The sequence below is a fragment of the Micromonospora sp. NPDC049359 genome, assembly GCF_044466585.1.
Lineage (GTDB): Bacteria > Actinomycetota > Actinomycetes > Mycobacteriales > Micromonosporaceae > Micromonospora.
In genome coordinates this window covers 69,749-84,494 of sequence record NZ_JBITMW010000017.1, presented here as the reverse complement: position 1 = coordinate 84,494, position 14,746 = coordinate 69,749, and the positions used below count along the sequence as shown (strand labels likewise).

Here is a 14,746-nt window from a genome sequence, read left to right as displayed (position 1 = left end):
AAGGACGAGGGTATGCGCAAGATAGTCGTGTCGATGTGGACCACGCTCGACGGGTTCGTCGCCGGTCCGGACGACGAGATGGACTGGCTGCTGTTCGGCGAGCAACTTCAGCGGTACGAGCGGAGCCTGGTGGACAACGCCGGCAGCCTGCTGCTGGGCCGGGTCACCCACGCCGACTTCGCCAGCTACTGGCCGCTGGCCGCGCAGAACCCCGACGAACCGGACGAGGTCCGAGGATATGCCCAGCGCGTCGACGCGCTGGAAAAGATCGTCGTCTCCGCCTCCGGCAACACCGCGACCTGGCACAACACCCGGAGACTGGCCCGCATCGACCCCGACGAGATCGCCGAGCTCAAGCGCGGGTCCGGCGGGGACATCGTGGTCTACGGCAGCCTCAGCGTGATCCGGTCCCTTGCCGATCTCCGGCTGATCGACGAGATCCATCTCCTCGTGCACCCCGTCTTCCTCCGCCAGGGCAAGGCGCTGTTCGACAGCGGTCAGCCGCCCGTACGACTGGAGCTGGTGTCCGCCGAACCCTTCGCCTCCGGGGTCGTCCTGATGACGTACCGACCGACGCCGCTCGTCGGCCTCACCCGTTGAGAACCTGCGGCGACGGAATCAGCCAGGATCGATAGTCTGCTCCCTGTGACGGGCCGTGAGGTCGTCGACACCGCTGGAGGTGCGCGCAGTGGGCAGATGGTTCAACCGCAGCCGTAAGCGTGACGACGAGCCACCGCGTGAACCGGAGCCGACCGGCCCGGTCATCGAGATCACCGTCAGCGGCGGCGGTCGTCCCCCGGTGACGCAGACCATCGGTGGTCCGACCGCCTTCGGCCTGCAGTACCACGCCTTCCACGAGCAGTACGGCGGGGCCGACCCGCGGACGTTGGACGCGGGACACCGCTACGCGCAGGAGCTGATGCGTACCAGGGACGTCGACAACGCCGTGACCGTGTACCAGGAGGTCGTCGGGTTGCGCAGTTCGGCGCAGGGGGCGGAGCATCCCGACACCCTGCGCACCAAGCACAGCCTGGCCTTCGCGCTCTGGCAGCGCGGTTCGCACGCCGAGGCGGAACTGGTGCAACGGGACGTCTACGAGGCACGCCGCCGGGTGCTGGGCGACGACGACGCCGAGACGTTGCGCAGCGGCAACAACCTCGGCTGGTTGCTGATCGAGTTGCGTCGGATGGACGAGGCCGAGCCGCTGCTGCGGCGGGTCGCCGACGGTATGGCGCGGACGCTGGGCCGGGACGACGCGGACACCCTGGCCTGCCAGATGAAACTGGCCGGCCTTCAACACCTGCGGGGCGACAGCCAGCCGGCCGAGCGGGCCCTGCGGGACGTGGTCCGGCGGATGACCAGGACGTTGGGGCCCACCAGCCCGGTGACGCTGCAGGCGCGCAGCAACCTGCTTGTCGTCCTGCTCGACTCCGGCCGGGCGGCCGAGGCGGTCGACCCGGCCCAGGCGCTCGCCGACGACGCGGGGCGCGCGCTCAGCACCACCGACGGTGTCTCGCTGCACGCCCGGCACTCCCTCGCCAGGGCGCTCGCCGGGGCGGGGCGGCCGGCTGAGGCGATCCGGTTGCTGGCCGACACGCTGCCGGACAGTGAGCGGGGCCGGGGCGTCGATCATCCCGGAACCCTGGAGATGCGGATGCTCTTCGCCCAACTGCTCATCGAGGCGGGTGACCGGCGGGCCGGCAGCGCGGCGCGGGCCGCGCTGGCCGGGTGCGAACGCGTACACGGCCCGACCCATCCCGACACGGAAAGGGCCCGCGCGCTGGTCCGGCGTACCCGCTGATCCCAACGGGGGTCAGCCGCCGGTGTGGATGTGCGCCGCCCACAGCGTCGGCGCGAGCGGATAGCGGTCCCGCAGCCCGCGTACGGCCGAGTGCAGCGCGTATGCGGCCGATGAGGTCGCGTCGCCGTGCGCGTAGAAGGCGGTGGTCAGGGCGAGGGAGATCGCGTCGTCGACCTCCCACAGGGTGCCGATGACGTGCCGGAACCCGGCGAGTTGGAAGGCGCCGGTGATGTGCAGCGCCTCGTCGACAAGGGTCGGCGGGGCCTGGGCGGTCGCGCAGGCCGACAGGAAGGCGAACTCCGCCTCCAGGTCGAGCCGGGACACGTCGGCCACGGTGAGCGGGCTGTCCTGGTGGTCGTGCACGATCAGCCGGCCCTGCGCCGGGTCGTGCGGATCGGCCACGGCGTGGCATGCGAAGTGCGCGTACGCCGAGTCGGCCAGCCGGTCCAGGATCTCCTCCCGGGTGGCCCGCGCGTCCATTCCGAGCCACGCCCCGGGTAGCGCCCGCGCCGCCGACGCGGCCTCGCGTTCGGCGCTGGGCAGCGCGCCCAGACCGCCGGGGGTGGCGCGCATCGCCACGACGCAGGACCGGGCGTCGCGGCGGGACTGCCGCTGCGCGGTGCGTCGCCGGGCGAGCGCGGTCACCGTCGGGGTGTAGGAGGAGACCACCCGGTCGAGGGCGGACCGGCCGGCGTCGGCCTGCGCGGCGTGCAGGGGAAAGAACGCCAGCGGGCCGACCGGGCACCACCAGACGCGCGGCAGCTCGCCGACCGCCCCGGGCGCGCCGATCGCGTCCAGCACCGGCTCGACCAGGGCAGACCACAACCAATTGAGTACGCCGCCGAGCACCGACTGGGCGCGCAGACGGCTCCGCGCGTCCACCGACGGATCGGACGCCGTGGTGGTGGCCTCCTGGAGCAGCCGCAACTGCGTCACCGCGTCGCTCAGCGACAGATCCGGCAGGGGCAGCACCGTCACGCGGTGCTCCCGCAGGATGAGCGCGTCGCACCGCAACTCGCTCGCGATCGGCACGATCACGGTCCCGTCGACCTGGTCGAGCAGTTGCCGTGCGCTGGGCGGGCGCAGGAAGTCACCCAGGCCGGGCAGCTCCCGGATCGTCGTCAGCAGCACGTTCCACTCGGTCTCCCGGTCCCGACCAAAGGTGGTGGGCCGGGACGATTCGGGAGCCGGCGCTTCGAAGTCGCGGCGCATCCGCTGGAAGTCGGCCGCCAGACGCCCGTCGGCGCGTTGGAGCGCCGCCCACTCGCCGTCCGCCGTCAACCGTTGGTGCAGCAGCAGACCCCGCCCACGCTCCAACAGCTCCAAGGCCCGCTCCGGCTGCCCCGCGCCGATCGCGCAGGAGGCGGCGGTCGCCGCCAGCCCGGCCGTCGAGCCGAGGTCGGCGTACTGGTCGTGCCGGGTACGCCCGCGCGACGCCAGCCGGGGCAGCAGCGTGATGGCCTCGTCGAAGGCGTCCGCCGCCTCCCGCCACCGATCCAGCGCGGTCAGCGTGTAGGCCGCCTTGTCGAAGGCCTGAATCCGGACCGGCACGGCGCCGGACTCGATGCGGCCGGCGGCGAGCGCCCGCTCCGCGGCCTCGGTCAGCAGGGCGGGTTCGCCGGTACGCAGGTACGTCGCCCGCAACGCCTGGGCGATGGACAAGCCGGTCTCAACCCGCTGCGGATCGCGCGCGGGCAGGGCGTCCAGCGCCTCGCGCAGCAGGGCGAGCGACTCCTCCAGGTAGGCGGGCTCCCCGGTGGCGTCGTAGAGCAACCGCAGGCTGTAGCCCAACTGGTCCAGGTACGACGCGTGGTTGGCCTCGCCGCGTACGGACAGCGCGAGCGCCCGGCGCAGCAGGCCGATCGCCACTTCCAGGGCGGAGACGTCGCCCGTCAACTGGTGCGTCTTCATGCCGACGGTGGAGAGGCTGGCGAGCGCCGTCCGATGGTGCGGATGCCGCTCTCCGACGGTGTTCACCACGGCGGCGAACTCCTCCCAGGCCTGGCCCAGCAACTCGGCGCGGCCGGTGCGGTCGACCAGGGTGAGCAAGGTCTGCCCCAGCAGGAAACGCGGATCGTTGCCCTGCGGGGTGTGCTCCCGCAGCACCGCGACGGCCCGTTCGACGTCGGCGGTGTGGGTGGTCCCGGACGCCCGGGCCAGCAGGCACCGGGCGCGCAGCACGACGATCTGGTCCTGGTGGGGCCCGACGGCGTCCACCGAGGACAGCAGCTCCAACGCCTCGTCGACGTAGTCCTCCACCCCGGTGAGCTGGTAGGCGCGCACCAGCGCCTCCGCGTGGATGCCCCGCAACGCGGGCAGGTGCTCCGCGCTGATCCAGTTTTCGGCCATGTTGGCGATGGAAGTGAGCCGGTAGAGCGTGTCGACCGAGCCGTCGAAGTCGTGCCGGACCCGATAGACCTGGCACTTCTTGAGCATCAGCACCGCGCTGTTGCCGAGGTCGGCCGAGGCGTCCTCGGCGAACTGCAGATACTGCTCGGCGATGTCCAGGAGTTGCGGCGCACTCTCGATCCGGGCCCTGGCCAGCAGCACATCGGTGTACGTGGTCAGCGCGCGGACACCGTGCGTCGTACCCAACTCCTCGGCCAGGAAGGAGTCGGCCATCGTGCGGATCGCGGCCTCCAGCACGACGGTGGCCTCGATCAGGCCCTCCCGTGCGCGGTCCGCCTCGTACCGGTCGAGCAGCGCGGCCCCCAGCTCCACCTGGGCCTCGGTCCAACGCCGTTCGCCGCGCCGCTGCCCGGCCGCCACCCGACGCCAGTGGTCGACGGTGTCCCTCGCGTAGCGACTCACCGGCACACCTTCCCCTCGCGGTCGCTCCCCAGCCTGCCAGCCGGACGCCACATCGACAGGGGATAATCAGCCGATGAGTCAATCGGTTCCGGACAGGCGACTCGACGACGACCGGGCGACCCGGCTGGCCCGGATCTGCGCGGACATCGCGCAGGTGGGCGACCTGCTCGGCCCGGAGCCGACCCGCGCGCTGACGCGGCTGCGTGACCGCTCGCTGTCCGACCAGGGCGTGGACGCGGTGCTGGCCGAGGTGACCGAGTTGATGCGCCTCGCCGGGCTGGTCGGTGGCGACACGACCGTCCGGGGAGACCGCTACCTGCCGCTGGCCGGCATCCGCGGCCGCCGCCCGGAGGTGGTCCAGGTGTGCCCCGCCGACCTGTGCGACCGGGTCGAGATACCTCGGCCGGACGGCGGCCCGCCACCGCGCTGCGCCGTGTGGGACTGCCCGCTGCCGGCGTTCCGGATGGACCGGTGAACGCGCTCATCGCCTCGCTCGGCGGCAAGCTGGCGGAGCGGTGGCTCGCCGCACTGGCGCTGCCCGGTGTGGTGTTCGTGGCGATGGCCGCCGTGGCGCTGCGGCTCGGCCACGCCCACTGGTGGGACCTGGCGCTGCTGCGGCGGGAGGTGGACCGGCTCGCCCTCGGGTCACCCACGCGCAGCACCGGATCCGCGCTGCTGATCGTGCTCGGTGTCGTGCTGGGCGGTGTCGTCGCCGCGATGGCCGCCCAGAGTCTGGAACGCCTGGTCGTGGCCCTGTGGACGCAGGACTGGGGTCGGGTCGGCGATGCCGTGACCCGCCGGCGGCGACGCCGGTGGAACGCCGCCATGGACCGGTACGAGAACGCCCTGCGGGACAAGGCACGCCGGTTGCGGTCGCCCGCCGACGCCGCCGGACCGCTGCCGGACACCCAGGCGCTCGCCCGCGCCTGCGACCGGATCGCGTTGACCGAGCCGGACCGGCCGACCTGGATCGGTGACCGGATGCAGGCCACGGCGGTACGGGTGCGGGCCGGCTACGGCCTGGACCTGGCCGCCGCGTGGCCCCGGCTGTGGTTGCTGCTGCCCGAGGAGACCCGGGGGCCGCTCGCCCTCGCGCAGGCCGACTTCGCCGCCGCCGCCCGACGGGTGGGCTGGGGGCTGCTGTACCTGGCGCTCGGCCTGCTGTGGTGGCCCGCGGCGGTCGTCGGCCTCGGTCTGTGCGTGGTGGGCTGGCGACGGGGCCGGGGTGCGGTGTCCGTGCTGGCCGACCTGGTGGAGGCGGTGGTCGACCTGCACGTACGCACCCTCGGCGCCGCGCTGGGCCACCCCACCGACGGCGCCTTCGGCACGGCCGACGGCGAGGCGGTGACCCTCCTGCTGCGCAAGGACCGGTGAATTCCGGGTCACGTGCAGTTCGCCGCGACGAACTTCCGGCATCAGATGGCGGGAACGACAGGACGGTCGAGCAGGGTGCGGTCGCCGTCGACGCCCTGATCCAGCGCGGCCGCGACATCCTCGTGCGGGGCGCCGGGCCGGATGGCGCTGACGTCGTCCAGACGCCGGTAGTGCTGGTCGCTGAGGTCGAGGTCGAGAGACTTCAGGTATTCCTCCAACTGGGTCGGGGTGCGCGGGCCGACGATCGGGATCATGGCCGTGGAGGCCAGTGCCGCCCGGCGACGCAGCCAGGCCAGGGAGACCTGGGCCGCGCTCACACCGAGTTCCTCGGCGATCGCGAGTACGGCGTCGACGACAGCGGTGCGCTGCGCCGTGCCCTCGACCGCGTCGCCCCGGGCGGTCAGCCGGCCCGGTGCGCCCTGCCGGTACTTGCCGGTCAGCAGGCCGCCGGCCAGCGGGGAGTAGAGGATCGCGCCCAGGCCGTGGGCCTGCGCCATCGGCAGCAGCTCCCGGTCGGCGGATCGCTCGGCCAGGCTGTATTCGGTCTGTATGCCGACCAGGGGTGCCAGGCCGCGCAGGTCGGTGTGGACCGCGGCACCGGCGACCCGCCAGGCGGGGAAGTTGGACAGCGCGCCGTGCAGGATCTTGCCGGAGCGGATCAGGTCGTCGAACCCGGCCAGGATCTCCTCGATCGGCGTGACACCGTCGGGGAAGTGCGGCATGAAGATGTCGACGTAGTCGGTGTTCAGACGGCGCAGACTCGCGTCGAGAGACCGAACCATGATCTTGCGACTGTTGCCGGTCGTGCCGGGGCGCGGCGGGGCCTGCCTGCTCCCGCTGTACTTGGTGATGATCACGAAGTCGTCCCGTTGACGCCCGAGCAGCCCGCCCAGCACGGTCTCGGCCTCCCCGTCCCGGTAGAGGTTGGAGGTGTCGAACGTGGTGCCGCCGGCCTCGACGAAGGCCCCGAAGATCTGTCGCGAGGCCTCCGGGCCGGCGCCGGCGTCCGAGGTGCTGAAGTTCGCCGTCCCGAGCGCGTACTGCGACACGCGCAGTCCGGTCAGACGGCCGAAGGTCTGGTAGCGCATGGTGGGCTCCTGAGTTGCGGTGCGAGGAGGTACGCTCTCGACAGTAGCAAGAAAAACGAGGGGTCACTCTTTATGCCCAGGGTCAGTCAAGCCCATCTCGACTCTCGCCGCCAGCAGATCGTGGACGCCGCCCGCGCCCGGTTCGCCAGCCACGGCTTCGCCCACACGTCGATGGCCGACATTGTCGCCGAGTCCGGGCTCTCGAACGGAGCCATCTACCGGTACTTCACGAGCAAGGACGAGATCGTCGTCGCGGTCTGCGAACAGGGGACCGACGCGCTGCCGAGGGCGCTCACCGCCGAGGCGGTGGGGGGTTTCCTCGAGTACGTGCGTACCCAGGCACGGGACACCCACCACGCCCGGCTGGTTGCCCAGATCTACGCCGAGGCGGCGGTGTCGCCGCTGCTGGCGGCCGTTGTGCAACGACAGCTCTCGGCCATGCGGGCCGCGATCGCCGAGCTGGTGCCGGACCGCCAGCGCCCACGGGCGGGACAAATCGCCGAAGCCTTCGTGGCCCTCTGCGTCAGTTATAGCCTGCAACTGGCGGTCCGCGGCGACGTGGACCCCGCGCCCTATGCCGCGGCGTTGATGGCGATCATCAACGACTAGGCGGGCCCGATCGCTGCCGGCCCGCGAGCGTTCGTCCCGGCGTCGGGCGGCGGCCCGATGAGATGGCCGAGTAAAAAGAGTGAACCGTCATTTTGGGTGCTAGAGTCGATCAGCGTCCCGCCCTCTGGAGGAGCCATGCCGGTAGCTCACATCGCCGCGATCAACCTGGACTGCCCCGACCCGGCCGACCTGGCCCGCTTCTGGGCCGCCATGCTCGACGGTGAGGTCGCGGTCCAGACACCGGACTTCTGTGCGGTCAAGGCGGGGCCGCTGCTGCTCGGCGCCGTTCGCGTCGACGGCTACCAGCCACCGACCTGGCCCTCGGGTGAGCGGTCGCAGCAGATCCACTTCGACCTGGCCGCCGATGACCCCGACAGCCTCGACGACGCTGAGGCGCGCGCGATCGAACTCGGAGCGGTCAAGGAAGAGCAGCAGTTCGCGCCGGACCGTTATCGCGTCCTGCGTGACCCGGCCGGCCATCCCTTCTGCCTACGCCGCTGACCTGCCGATGCTGGTCGGGCTGACTGTTCACGACCAGCGGGCACACTCGGCGACCAGGCGTGGGTCGGTGCGTACCCAGACCTCGCCCCCGGCGGCCTCGGCCGGGGTATCGACCCGTTCGAGGCCGAGGAATTCGATCAGCGGCAGCAGAGCAGCCCGCTCGGCGCGGTCGTCGTCGATGTCGTGCCCGTCGAAGAAGACGTAGTACCTGTCGCTGGGGTCGACGTAGCCCGAGTCCGCCCAGATCCGGGCGACCTCTCCGAGCGCCGCCGCCTCCGTCGTGATCGTGGCGGCGCGCGCGGCCCCGCGGTCCTCCGGTGCCGCGTCGAGGTCGGCGAGGTCGGCGAACCACTGGCCGAAGTGGTCGAGGCCGCGATAGCCGTTCTCGAAGAACAGCATCGCGCTCGGGAGGTAGCGATTGGCCCGATCGATCCGCAGGTGTGCCGACCGGGGCGGGTCCGCCTCCTCGATCCGGGAGATCACTCCCAGGTGGGGCATGAGCACCAAAGTCTGCCGCGCTGGCTCGTCCCTGATCGTGTACGTGGCGGATTCGCGGCCCCGGAAGAGCGCGGAGAACGCCACGTAGGCCTCCTGCGGGTCGCTCACCGAGACCTGGTGCGTGGTGCCGTCACCGGCGGTGAAGACGAACTGCTTCGGTCCGGGGCGGTAGGGGCGGGCCATGTACGTCCTTCGCAAAGGGGTGAAAGGCCCGTCAGCGTATCGGGGGTCGGGTTTCCGCGAACGTGAGATCCGGGCATGTATTCCGACACTGCTGGAAGGGGAGAGACAGCAATGTTGGTAACCGGTTATCTCGGCGCGGTGCTCATCGGCGCACTCGTCGGCCTGCTCGGCCGGCTCATCCTGCCGGGGCGGCAGCGGATCGGCATCTTCGCCACGTTCGTTCTCGGCGTCGGCTCGGCGGTGCTGGGCACCGTGGTCGCCCGGGCCCTGCACGTCGACGACGACGCCGGCGTGAAGGTGTGGGTGCTGCGCTGGGACTGGATCGTGCTCGCGATCCAGGTCAGCCTCGCGATCGTCGCCGTGGCGCTGGCGAACATGCTGACCTTCACCCGGCTTGCCGGCGGCGACGAAACCCCTCGTCGGCGGCCCCGGCGCAGCAAGGCCAAGCGCGAGTCGTGATCGCGATCCTTCCGCCGGGCGGGCTGACCAGGTCGGCGAGTCCCCGCTCGCCGATCAGCGTGCCTCCGCCACGCTGATCCGCTCCCAAGATCCGCACAACATCAGGGATGTTGCTGTCTCCCGGGTGGCGGAGGCAGCAGTAACAGGGAAGTTGTGCGGATCTTGGCGTGCGAGTGGGCGGATCGGCAAGCGGACGGGCGGGCGCGCAGCGGCGGGATGCGGCGAAGGGACCACTCGCCCGAGTGGTCCCTTCGCTGGTCGTTGAGGAGTGGCTAGACTTCAGGTTGGCACTTCACCTGCGCTCCGCTGCGGCGGGCGCAGCCTCGGGAGGGTGTTGCAGCACCCTCTCGAGGGGCCGTCCCGTCGGACGGCGGCTATTCGCAGAAGACCCGCACGGTGGCATCGGGGGAGTCCACCTCCACGGTCACGTCGTCGAGGTGTTCGACGAGCGCCTCCAACTGCTCGGGCTTGAGCTGCGTCAGGTCGATCGGCACACCCGAGTCGCTGAGCGAGGCGTTGGCCTTGACCAGGGCCTGCGGCGGCACCAGCGCCGCCAGCCGCACGCCGGCCCGCAGCAGTTGCAGCGGCACCCGCACGTTGACCCGCGACGGCTCGCCGTTGTCGGTGGCGTCCACCACCACCCGCAGGTACTTCACCTTCCCCTTGGGCCGGGCGTCGGCACCCGCCACCGCCGGTGCCTGGTCCCGTTCGAGGGCGGCGATGAGCTGCTCCGCCTCCTCGGCCGTGATCTTGCCGGCGGCAAGCATGTCGAGGATGTCCTTGCGTTGTTCGGTCATGCGAACCTCTCCTATCGAATGGCCACGAGCACGGCCGAGTGGCCCTGCTCGATGTCGAAGCGGGCGCCGGGCAGCGCGGAGACCACGCGCCATCCGGCGCCGAGCGCCCGCACCACGCGGATGCGGAACACGAGGCAGGCCACGATCGCCGCGAGGACGACCAGGACCAGAACCGGCAGGAGTACGAGCACCACGGGGAGCACCGGAACCCAGAAACGGACGGGTCGGCGGGCGGGGCGATTGACCCGGACGGTCACCAGCTGGGGCATCATGAGCGGCCGTCCAGCTCGGCCAACGCCTGCTGCGCCGTGATCTCACCGCGGCGCAACCGGTCGATGATGTCGGCCCGGGACGGCGCGGGATCGGTCTCGACGAAGTCGAGCATCTGCGTGATCCGGTTGAGCCGTGACTTGATCGTCGGATAGCTCACCCCGAAGATGCGTTCCATCTCCTTGATCGACCCGTGGCAGCGCACGAACGCCGTGACGAAGACCTGATCCTCGACGTTGAGCTGGGCCAGTTGCGGTAGCTCGAACGCGCCCTCGATCGCGACGCCGTTGCTCGCCAGGCGCACGCGCTCGACGACGAACGGCTGGCCTCGCGTCAGGCTGGTCAGTTCCTGCCAGTCCATCGCCTGCTCTGTCATACTTAAAGTTGTAGCTTAAGAATCCTGAACTTCCAAGAGCCAAACCTTAATTTTCTTGAGTACGAGTGAACACCGGCCGGTCTGGCTACGACCACCGCGCGCGCTCGGCGGCGGATCAGTCGGGGTCGGCGCAGAGTTGGGTGGTCAGGGCGGTGCGGGCCCACTCTTCCCACGCCTCCGGTGACCACTCGCGGTCGCGGACGAAGATCAGGTAGAGCTGCGGGCTGAGCAGGCCGAACAGCAGGTCAGCCGCCATGTCGACGGAGAGGCCGGGGCGGGCGTCGGGCTTGCCCATGAGGGCTTCGGCCGCTGCGTACTGCACCGTGTAACGCGGGTCGGGGTCATCCGTCCACTGTGCGGCGATCTCCGGGTCGGTGGCTGCGGCAGCCGCGATGAGCGGCATGATCGGGGCGACCCGGCCCAGGATCTCGCCGGTGCCGTGCACGTGTGCGCGTAACTGCCCGGCTGCGGTGGGCTCGGCGCACGCGGCGCGAAACCACTCCCGGTCCATGGTGGCGACCGGCTCGGTGTCCCCGGCGATGGACGTGTCGACGACGTCCTTGAACAGGGTGCGCTTGTTACGGAAGACGAAGTAGACCGTCTGGACGGCCACCCCCGCACGATCCGCCACCTCCTGCAGGCTCGTCGCCCCGTACCCCTGCGCGACGAACAGCTCGCGAGCCGCGTCGATGACCTTCTGGCGGGTGCGGTGCGAGCGCTCGGCTCGCTTGTCCGGCCTCTTGACCGTGTTCATGATGCGAGCCTATCTTCAGAGTATGTCACTAGAGTCTAACTCTAAATTCTTGGAGGAGACGATGACGCAGCCCAACGCCGCCCAGGGGTCGGCCCCCGCCCCGGCCTCCCCGCAGCGGGACCAGGAGGAGGAAGCGGTTCGCCGCGCACTGGAGAGCTACTACCGCGCCGGCACGCCGCCATGGGACACCGGCGTGACACCGCCCGAGTTGGTCGACCTGGTGGAGGGGCGCAACGCGCTGCCGCCCGGTAGGGCCCTCGAACTCGGCTGCGGCACGGGGACCAACGCCGTCTACCTCGCGCGGCACGACTGGGAGGTGGCCGCCGTGGATCTGATCGACAGCGCCGTCGACCTGGCCAGGGAGAAGGTCGCGGCGGCGGGAGTGGCGGTACGGGTGCGGCACGGAGACGCCACCCGCCTCGACGAGCTGGACGTGCCGGGCCCCTTCGACCTGTTCTTCGACCTGAGCTGCTACTGCGGAATTCCACTGCATCGCCGCGACGCCTACGCTGCCGGGCTCACCCACCGCGCCGCTCCCGGGGCACTGTTGCTGATGTTCGGGTACGGCCCCGAGCCACTCGACAATCCGACCACCGAGATCGCGTCGTGGGCGGCCGGCGTCACCGCGGACGAAGTCCGCGCCAGGTTCCCCGGCTGGGCACTTGTCGACGTCACGCCGGGCACCAACGCGGTGCCGACCTTCTGGTTCACACTGCGCCGCGACGCCTAGCGACCTCCGATCCCGCGGAGCCGCCGTGCGCGGTGTTCCTCCTTCCCGGGCGGCCGAGGAGGAACAGCGCCGTGGCGTCGATGACGTCGTCGAAGTGCCCGCCGTCGCCGGGGTAGTGGAATCCGTGCTCGGCGTCCTCGTACTCGAGGAGGGCGCACTCGTTGCCGGCGCGCGCCATCGCGTCGCGGAAGCGCCGCGCGCAGTCGATCGGTTCGACCTCGTCGCGGGTGCCGTGGTGGATCTGCGTCGGCGGATTGCCCGGCCGGACCCGCTCGATCAGCGAATACTCAATCAACCTGCCCGCGTCGAGGCCAACCTGCCGTTCCAGGCGGCGCTGCGCGTCGGGCGTGCGGACGCCCAGGTTGAGTCCTGCCGGGTTGAGGGCCACCACGGCCGCGACGCCGGGCTCCGGTGCCGCGCGGGACGGCGTCAGGGCCGCCAGCATCGCCAGGTGCGCGCCGGCCGAGCTGCCACCCGAGGCCAGCTGCGACGCAGCGAGCCCGCGCGACGCCGCCAGTCGGCCGAACTGCGCGACCGCGCGCCGCACGTCGGCGAGGCAGTCGTCGATGCTGGTCGCGCCGAGACCGAGCAGCCGGTACCCGGCCGACACCGCGAGGATTCCCCGCGACGCCAGCGCCCGGCAGTGCGGCGCGAGCCCGTGGGGTGATCCGCCGCGCAGGGCGCCGCCGTGGAACAGGACGACGCCAGCGCGCGGCGGTGTGCCGTCACCCGGCTCGAAGACCAACAGGGGCAGCTCACTGCCGTCGGTGGCCCGGTACGAGGTCGAGGACGTCAGACAGGTCCCCGGCATGACGGCATCCGGTCTCGGCCGCATGCCCTAGGCGTCCGCGATGGCCTTGAGCGCCGTGTCGAGCGCCTGGTCGGCCGGCACGGGTACGTCGGGGACCACTCCGACGCCCTCCCAGTTGGTCCCGGTGACGCTGTTGATGGTCCGGGCGGTCGGAACGGTCACCAGGATATGTTCGGTGACCGCGTGGCGGGCCGTCGGATGGGCGCCGCCCCGTGTCGTCTCACCGACGACGACGGCTCGACCGTGCGCCTGGAGGGTGTACGCGACGTCCTCGCCCCCGGAGAACGTCGTCGCGCTGGTGAGCACGAAGACCGGGCGGTCCAGGTAGCGCGGCGCGGGAAGGTGCGCGGCGGTCCAGAACTGGCGGGTGGCGCCGGTGGAACGCTCGTAGAAGTCGTTGAGGTGCACCTGGTCGTCGCGGAAGAAGTAGCTGCACCACATCGCGGCTCCCTCCGGCGCTCCGCCGGAGCACGCGCGCAGGTCCAGGATGAGCGCCGAGCTGAGGGCGACCAGTTGCATGGCCGCGCCGATCACGCTGGCCCCCTCGTCGGCGTACGCGATGCGCCGCACGTCGATGAGCCCGACCTTGCCGTCCACCTGCTCGACCCGGCGGACGCCCTGGTTCTCCGTCCGGAGCAGCGCGAGGAACGCCGCCTTGCCCCCGTCCTCGTCCGCTGGATCCAGCGACTGTGGCTGGTCCGACCACAGCAGCCGCAGATGCCTGTCCGGGCACGCCTGCTGAAGGTGGGCGGTCACCGTCTCGCAGAGCGCTGGCCCGTCCAGGTCGTCGTACTCGCCCGCCGCGAGACGACGCCGGATCGTGGCGTCGATGTCCGCGACCTTCGCCGGAAAGACGTACCCGGCCTCGATCCGATCCAGGGCCCGTCCGATGATCTCTTCGTTTGACAGCACGGCGGGCCACGATAGACCGGACGAAGCCCCAGGGCCACCGAATATCGCGAGGCTCAGCCCGGAACGGCCGGGGTGGGTCGGAGTCAGGCGCGCGGCAGGACGCCCACGAGCTGCGTGATGATCGCGATGCGCAGGGCTGTCTGCGGGTCGATGTGGTAGACCGCGAGCGTCGGCTCGGACTCGTAGACGGCGAGCAGGCTCGGCGGTGGCGTGCTGTAGGCGGAGAACGCGCCGGCCACGATGAGGACCTGAAGGCAGAACAGGTCGGTGCGGTCGCCGACCTCGGGCAGGTGCCGGCGGATGAGGCCGGCCATCGCCGCGAGGTTGACCAGCGAGGCCCGCTTGTGCCGGCGGGCCGCCTCGACCGAGACGTTGTGTTCGAGCACTCCGCCCTGCGCGCCGAAGAGATCACAGAGCACCGTCTCGGCGGCCAGCGACCGGCTGAGCACGTCGGCCACCTGCTCGGCCCGCTCCGACGCGGATCGGTCCGGCTCGACGCCCCGGGTCAACTCCTGCTCCAGCTCGGCCAGCCAGGTCGTCGTCCGGTCGTCGAGGAGGTCGAGCAGCACCGCCTCGCGGGACTCGAAATAGCGCAGCACCGCCGTCTTGGCCAGGCCGACCCGCCGGCTCAGCTCGTTGAGGGTCACGTCGGCCACCGGCATCTCGTCGAGCATCGCCGAGGTCGTCTCCAGGATTGCCTGGCGACGGGCCGCGCGCTGCTCCTCGCTGCGCGCCCGCTGGAACGTCATGCGTCAACCCTAACTTAGGTACC

At 71.3% G+C, this 14,746-nt stretch carries 18 protein-coding genes; 8 read left to right on the top strand and 10 right to left on the bottom strand.

The window, feature by feature from the left end; translation table 11 throughout:
* The first annotated feature begins 12 nt into the window (after window positions 1-12).
* A complete protein-coding gene (locus ACIBTX_RS30330) occupies window positions 13-600 on the top strand; it encodes a dihydrofolate reductase family protein (protein WP_396833318.1) in 588 nt (195 codons plus the stop codon).
* 88 nt (window positions 601-688) lie between these two features.
* Window positions 689-1,801: a tetratricopeptide repeat protein gene (locus ACIBTX_RS30325; RefSeq protein WP_357175590.1), complete on the top strand. Its 1,113-nt coding sequence runs from the start codon at window positions 689-691 to the stop codon at window positions 1,799-1,801.
* Between the two features lie 12 nt (window positions 1,802-1,813).
* Here the strand turns inward: ACIBTX_RS30325 and ACIBTX_RS30320 are convergent, their stop codons facing one another.
* The gene (locus ACIBTX_RS30320; RefSeq protein ID WP_357175587.1) at window positions 1,814-4,612 is read right to left on the bottom strand and encodes a CHAT domain-containing protein; all 2,799 of its coding nucleotides are present in this window, start codon (window positions 4,610-4,612) and stop codon (window positions 1,814-1,816) included.
* 73 nt (window positions 4,613-4,685) lie between these two features.
* Here ACIBTX_RS30320 and ACIBTX_RS30315 point away from each other — a divergent pair, with 73 nt between their 5' ends.
* Entirely contained in the window at window positions 4,686-5,087 is a 402-nt protein-coding gene (locus tag ACIBTX_RS30315) for a hypothetical protein (protein WP_357121904.1), read from the top strand.
* Window positions 5,084-5,986, top strand: coding sequence for a hypothetical protein (locus ACIBTX_RS30310; protein ID WP_357175585.1), 903 nt, complete (start codon window positions 5,084-5,086; stop codon window positions 5,984-5,986). The genes ACIBTX_RS30315 and ACIBTX_RS30310 overlap by 4 nt, the downstream gene beginning before the upstream one ends.
* A 41-nt stretch (window positions 5,987-6,027) precedes the next feature.
* Here ACIBTX_RS30310 and ACIBTX_RS30305 read toward each other — a convergent pair whose 3' ends face one another.
* The gene (locus tag ACIBTX_RS30305) at window positions 6,028-7,074 is read right to left on the bottom strand and encodes an aldo/keto reductase (RefSeq protein ID WP_357175582.1); all 1,047 of its coding nucleotides are present in this window, start codon (window positions 7,072-7,074) and stop codon (window positions 6,028-6,030) included.
* Window positions 7,075-7,146: 72 nt separating this feature from the next.
* Here ACIBTX_RS30305 and ACIBTX_RS30300 point away from each other — a divergent pair, with 72 nt between their 5' ends.
* Window positions 7,147-7,683 carry a TetR/AcrR family transcriptional regulator gene (locus ACIBTX_RS30300; RefSeq protein ID WP_357175579.1) on the top strand — a complete coding sequence of 179 codons (537 nt, stop codon included), beginning with the start codon at window positions 7,147-7,149 and terminating at the stop codon, window positions 7,681-7,683.
* Between the two features lie 135 nt (window positions 7,684-7,818).
* Complete coding sequence (locus tag ACIBTX_RS30295) at window positions 7,819-8,184, top strand: VOC family protein (RefSeq protein WP_357121916.1); 366 nt, start codon at window positions 7,819-7,821, stop codon at window positions 8,182-8,184.
* 27 nt (window positions 8,185-8,211) lie between these two features.
* On the opposite strand, the gene ACIBTX_RS30290 is transcribed toward ACIBTX_RS30295, so the two are convergent.
* A complete protein-coding gene (locus ACIBTX_RS30290) occupies window positions 8,212-8,865 on the bottom strand; it encodes a hypothetical protein (RefSeq protein WP_396833316.1) in 654 nt (217 codons plus the stop codon).
* A gap of 111 nt (window positions 8,866-8,976) precedes the next feature.
* Between ACIBTX_RS30290 and ACIBTX_RS30285 the strand changes: the two genes are divergently transcribed.
* A complete protein-coding gene (locus ACIBTX_RS30285) occupies window positions 8,977-9,324 on the top strand; it encodes a GlsB/YeaQ/YmgE family stress response membrane protein (protein ID WP_396833315.1) in 348 nt (115 codons plus the stop codon).
* Window positions 9,325-9,698: 374 nt separating this feature from the next.
* On the opposite strand, the gene ACIBTX_RS30280 is transcribed toward ACIBTX_RS30285, so the two are convergent.
* From ACIBTX_RS30280 to ACIBTX_RS30265, 4 genes are all read right to left on the bottom strand, one after another.
* Window positions 9,699-10,121: an SHOCT-like domain-containing protein gene (locus ACIBTX_RS30280; protein ID WP_357121925.1), complete on the bottom strand. Its 423-nt coding sequence runs from the start codon at window positions 10,119-10,121 to the stop codon at window positions 9,699-9,701.
* An 11-nt stretch (window positions 10,122-10,132) separates the two neighbouring features.
* A complete protein-coding gene (locus ACIBTX_RS30275; protein WP_396833314.1) occupies window positions 10,133-10,393 on the bottom strand; it encodes a hypothetical protein in 261 nt (86 codons plus the stop codon).
* Window positions 10,390-10,767 (bottom strand): DUF2089 domain-containing protein, encoded by a 378-nt coding sequence (locus ACIBTX_RS30270; RefSeq protein ID WP_357175568.1) that lies wholly within the window; start codon window positions 10,765-10,767, stop codon window positions 10,390-10,392. The genes ACIBTX_RS30275 and ACIBTX_RS30270 overlap by 4 nt, the downstream gene beginning before the upstream one ends.
* A gap of 115 nt (window positions 10,768-10,882) precedes the next feature.
* Window positions 10,883-11,521 (bottom strand): helix-turn-helix domain-containing protein, encoded by a 639-nt coding sequence (locus ACIBTX_RS30265; RefSeq protein WP_357175565.1) that lies wholly within the window; start codon window positions 11,519-11,521, stop codon window positions 10,883-10,885.
* A gap of 61 nt (window positions 11,522-11,582) precedes the next feature.
* On the opposite strand from ACIBTX_RS30265, the gene ACIBTX_RS30260 reads away from it, so the two are divergent.
* Entirely contained in the window at window positions 11,583-12,251 is a 669-nt protein-coding gene (locus ACIBTX_RS30260) for a class I SAM-dependent methyltransferase (protein ID WP_357175562.1), read from the top strand.
* Here ACIBTX_RS30260 and ACIBTX_RS30255 read toward each other — a convergent pair.
* From ACIBTX_RS30255 to ACIBTX_RS30245, 3 genes are all read right to left on the bottom strand, one after another.
* Window positions 12,229-13,062: an alpha/beta hydrolase gene (locus ACIBTX_RS30255; RefSeq protein ID WP_357175559.1), complete on the bottom strand. Its 834-nt coding sequence runs from the start codon at window positions 13,060-13,062 to the stop codon at window positions 12,229-12,231. The genes ACIBTX_RS30260 and ACIBTX_RS30255 overlap by 23 nt on opposite strands.
* 27 nt (window positions 13,063-13,089) lie before the next feature.
* The gene (locus tag ACIBTX_RS30250; protein ID WP_396833313.1) at window positions 13,090-13,974 is read right to left on the bottom strand and encodes a S41 family peptidase; all 885 of its coding nucleotides are present in this window, start codon (window positions 13,972-13,974) and stop codon (window positions 13,090-13,092) included.
* An 83-nt stretch (window positions 13,975-14,057) separates the two neighbouring features.
* Window positions 14,058-14,723, bottom strand: a complete 666-nt coding sequence (locus ACIBTX_RS30245; RefSeq protein WP_357121946.1) for a TetR family transcriptional regulator — start codon at window positions 14,721-14,723, stop codon at window positions 14,058-14,060.
* Window positions 14,724-14,746: the final 23 nt, after the last annotated feature.